The organism is Streptomyces rectiviolaceus (assembly GCF_039533825.1).
Classification (GTDB): domain Bacteria; phylum Actinomycetota; class Actinomycetes; order Streptomycetales; family Streptomycetaceae; genus Streptomyces; species Streptomyces rectiviolaceus.
In genome coordinates this window covers 2,516-6,137 of sequence record NZ_BAAAUG010000070.1, presented here as the reverse complement: position 1 = coordinate 6,137, position 3,622 = coordinate 2,516, and the positions used below count along the sequence as shown (strand labels likewise).

Annotated in this window: 5 protein-coding genes; 3 read left to right on the top strand and 2 right to left on the bottom strand. The window is 72.7% G+C overall.

The window, feature by feature from the left end:
- Positions 1-165: 165 nt before the first annotated feature.
- Positions 166-630: a DUF4190 domain-containing protein gene (locus ABD378_RS20835; protein WP_344522443.1), complete on the bottom strand. Its 465-nt coding sequence runs from the start codon at positions 628-630 to the stop codon at positions 166-168.
- Between the two features lie 343 nt (positions 631-973).
- Between ABD378_RS20835 and ABD378_RS20830 the strand changes: the two genes are divergently transcribed.
- Genes ABD378_RS20830 through ABD378_RS20820 form a run of 3 tightly spaced genes read left to right on the top strand, consistent with a single transcriptional unit; the run spans position 974 to position 3,084 of the window.
- Entirely contained in the window at positions 974-2,167 is a 1,194-nt protein-coding gene (locus ABD378_RS20830; RefSeq protein ID WP_425583858.1) for an adenosine deaminase, read from the top strand.
- A gap of 20 nt (positions 2,168-2,187) precedes the next feature.
- Positions 2,188-2,886: a glycerophosphodiester phosphodiesterase gene (locus tag ABD378_RS20825; protein ID WP_344522441.1), complete on the top strand. Its 699-nt coding sequence runs from the start codon at positions 2,188-2,190 to the stop codon at positions 2,884-2,886.
- Between the two features lie 30 nt (positions 2,887-2,916).
- Positions 2,917-3,084: a hypothetical protein gene (locus tag ABD378_RS20820; protein ID WP_344522440.1), complete on the top strand. Its 168-nt coding sequence runs from the start codon at positions 2,917-2,919 to the stop codon at positions 3,082-3,084.
- Here the strand turns inward: ABD378_RS20820 and ABD378_RS20815 are convergent.
- A partial coding sequence (locus ABD378_RS20815) for an NADPH-dependent F420 reductase (RefSeq protein WP_344522439.1) occupies positions 3,071-3,622 on the bottom strand: 552 nt, incomplete at its 5' end. The genes ABD378_RS20820 and ABD378_RS20815 overlap by 14 nt on opposite strands.

Genomic DNA, 3,622 nt, shown 5'->3' with positions numbered 1-3,622 from the left:
CCGCTTCGCGGCGGATGTCTCCCGCCCACCCACCCGTTTGCCCTGCGGTGCAGGGTGAGCGAAGGGCCCCGATGCGGGGTGATCGGGTGGGTGGGCGGGAAAGATCCGCCGCGAAGCGGCGGTTCAGGCCAGGCAGGCAAGGCGCCCCGCCCGAAAAAAGCGGGGTCAGGAGCCGACGGCAACGGAAGCCGAGTAGCTGCCGCCCCCCGAAGCCGCCCCCTCCTCCTCGAACACGTCGTCCGGCGTCACGATCAGCACCACCAGCAGCGCCACGCCCAGGACGATGCCCGCGATCCCGCAGATGATCCCGGCCAGCGCCTGCCCGGGATTCGTCGCCTCGCCGCGCTTCGCCCTGCCGCGCCCGATCGACCCGAAGATGATCGCCAGGATGCCGAGCACGATCGCCAGGGGCCACAGGCAGAAACCGGCGGCCGCGATGATCCCGAGGACCAGCGCGGTCACGCCCATCCCGTTGGCAGGCGCCATCGGCATCGCGGGCCAGCCGTACGCGGGAGGGCCCTGCCCCTGGTAGCCCGGGTATCCGGGATATCCGGGGTAGCCCTGCGGGCCGGGAGCCCCGGCGCCCTGGTGACCCGGGTAGCCGGGATAGCCGGGGTACCCGTAAGGCACCTGACCAGGCCCCTCGGGCCCGACCGGAGGCGGCGGCACCGGCTCTCCCTTGCCCGCCGAACCAGCCGAACCCGCCGCGCCCGCCGCACCCGCCGGAGGCGCAGGCTGAGGCGGCGCGAAGGGCCCGCCACCGGGCTGCCCCGGAGCATGCGTCGACTGGTCATGCACGGACGGCGCCGCCCACGGGTCCCGCTTCTCCAGCGGCACCGGCCCAGAGGCCGGTCCCGAAGCCCCCGGCCCCGGACCCAGCCCGGGACCCGGCGCCCCCGGCACCCCTTCCTCCGCCGGCGGAGCCCAAGGGTCCCGCCCCTCGGACGCACCCGACTCCCCCGAACCCTGGGACATGCCGTGTCACCTCTTTCGTACGTTCCGTCATGCTACGGCCACCGCCCTCGGCCGAAGGCACGCCGCCTACGATGATCCCCGACCCACCGATCAGCCGATCAATTCCGTTCCTGGGGAGGAAGCCGTGACCGATCCGCGCAGCACCCGTGAGCCACGCGCATCACGCGACCCGCATGCCTTCATCGCCGGACTGCCCAAGGCGGAACTGCATGTGCACCACGTCGGCTCGGCTTCCCCCCGCATCGTCTCGGCCCTCTCCGCCCGCCACCCCGACTCCAAGGTGCCCACGGACGTAGAGGCCCTCGCCGACTTCTTCACGTTCACGGACTTCGCCCACTTCGTCCAGGTGTACCTCTCGGTCGTGGACCTGGTCCGTACCGCGGACGACGTACGCCTGCTCACGTACGAAGTCGCCCGCGACATGGCCAGGCAGAACATCCGCTACGCCGAACTGACCGTCACCCCCTACAGCTCCGTGCGCCGCGGCATCGACGACCGCGCCTTCATGGACGCCATAGAGGACGCCCGCAAGGCCGCCGAGGACGAGCTCGGTGTCGTACTGCGCTGGTGCTTCGACATCCCGGGCGAGGCGGGGATCGAATCCGCCGAGGAGACGGCGCGCCTCGCGACCACGGACAAGCTGCGCCCCGACGGCCTGGTCTCCTTCGGGCTCGGCGGCCCCGAGATCGGTGTGCCGCGGCCGCAGTTCAAGCCGTACTTCGACCGCGCCATCGCGGCGGGCCTGCACTCCGTCCCGCACGCGGGCGAGACCACGGGGCCCGGCACCATCTGGGACGCCCTGACCGACCTGCGCGCCGAGCGCATCGGCCACGGCACCAGCGCCGCCCAGGATCCGAAGCTCCTCGCCCACCTCGCCGAGCACCGCATCCCGCTCGAGGTCTGCCCGACGTCGAACATCGCGACCCGCGCCGTCGCCACCCTCGACGAGCACCCGATCAAGCAGTTCGTCGCCGCCGGGGTCCCGGTCACCGTCAACTCCGACGACCCGCCCATGTTCGGCACCGACCTCAACAACGAGTACGCGGTGGCAGCCCGCCTTCTCGACCTGGACGAGCGGGGCATCGCGGCCCTGGCGAAGAACGCCGTCGATGCCTCCTTCCTCGACCCCGCGGGCAAGGCGCGCATCGTCGCGGAGATCGACACGTACACCCAGACCTGGCTCGCTCCCTAGCGCGGCACCACAATGGGCCCATGCGCACCGTGACAGCCGTGGCCCACCGAGGCGATCCCTACCGCGTCCGCGAGAACACCCTCCCGTCCCTGCGCTCCGCGCTCGACCGGGGCGCGGACGCGGTGGAGATCGACGTCCGCCTCAGCCGTGACGGCGTCCCCGTCCTGTTGCACGACGCGACCCTCAAGCGTCTGTGGGACCTCGACCGCCCCCTGTCCACGCTCTCCGCGGACGAGGTGCGCGGCCTCACCGAGGGCGGCGTACCCACCCTGGAGGAAGCCGTCGCGGCGACCGAAGGGCACCGGCTCATGGTGGATCTGCCGGGTGCGACGCCGGAGTCCGTGCGCGCGGTCGTCGGCGCCGTCGCCGACTGCGGGGCGGCGGAGCGTGTGTACTACTGCGCGGGCGCCCGGACGATGCTCGCGGTGCGCGCGGCGGATCCCGCCGCCGAGATCGCCCTGACCTGGACGACCCTGGCCCCGCCGCGCCACGCCGTGCTCGACGCGATCAAGCCCCGCTGGCTCAACTACCGTTTCTCGCTGCTCCGTCGCGAACTGGTCGTCCAGGTGCAGCGCCAGGGGCTGCTCGTCTCGGCCTGGACCCCGGACACGAGGCGCGCGATGCGCCGCCTCATCGACATCGGCGTCGACTCGATCACAACCAACCGCGTCGACACGCTGCACGCCCTGCGCGAGCGGTCCGACGGCGCACTCTCGTAGCCGGGCGGTCCCTCAACTAGCTTGTGGTCCATGGGGAACAGCGACGACGACAAGCGGGAAGAGCCGCTCTTCGTGTACGAGCGCGACGAGCGGGGCTACCGCGGCCACCGCTTCAATCCGCGGCATCCCGTCGGCCGCATGCTGACCATCGCCCTCCTGGTCGGCATCGTCCTCGTCATCCTGCTCATGGCGAAGTGACGGCCTCCGTCTGAGGGGCCCCGGCGGCATACGCCAGCGGCGGCGCGATGGCCTGCGCGTCCACCCCCTCCCCCACCCAGAGCCCGATGAGCAGCGCCGCGGTCGCCTCCACCAGCCCGGCCCGCTCCAGGCCGCCCGCGGCGAACGGTGCGCAGCCGGCGTCCTTCACCAGTTCCCGTACGACGTTCAGCGCGCCCTCGTCGTCCCCGCACACCGGGACCGCGAGCGGCCGACCGTCGAAGACCGGTGGGTCCATCCGCCATACGTCCTCGTGGCAGAGGTTGAACGCCTTGACGACATGCGCTCCGGGCGCCGCGTCGGCGAGCCGCCGTGCGGCCGACGGGCCGCCCTCGGTGAGCAGGGCGAAGCCCGGCCCCACCGGGTTGGAGCAGTCGACAAGGACCCGCCCGCGCAGAGCCGCTCGAAGCTCACCGGCCACGCCTGCCCCCACCTCGTACGGCAGGGCGAGCAGGACCGCGTCCCCGAACTCGGCCGCCGCACGCGGTGTCCCGTGCCCCGCGGCGCCCATCCGCGCGGC

What these genes read in the sequence shown, in the direction of transcription:
- ABD378_RS20830 (WP_425583858.1), top strand. Translation starts at nt 974, where the DNA reads ATGCCGTGTCACCTCTTTCGTACGTTCCGTCATGCTACGGCCACCGCC.
- ABD378_RS20825 (WP_344522441.1), top strand. Translation starts at nt 2,188, where the DNA reads ATGCGCACCGTGACAGCCGTGGCCCACCGAGGCGATCCCTACCGCGTC.
- ABD378_RS20820 (WP_344522440.1), top strand. Translation starts at nt 2,917, where the DNA reads ATGGGGAACAGCGACGACGACAAGCGGGAAGAGCCGCTCTTCGTGTAC.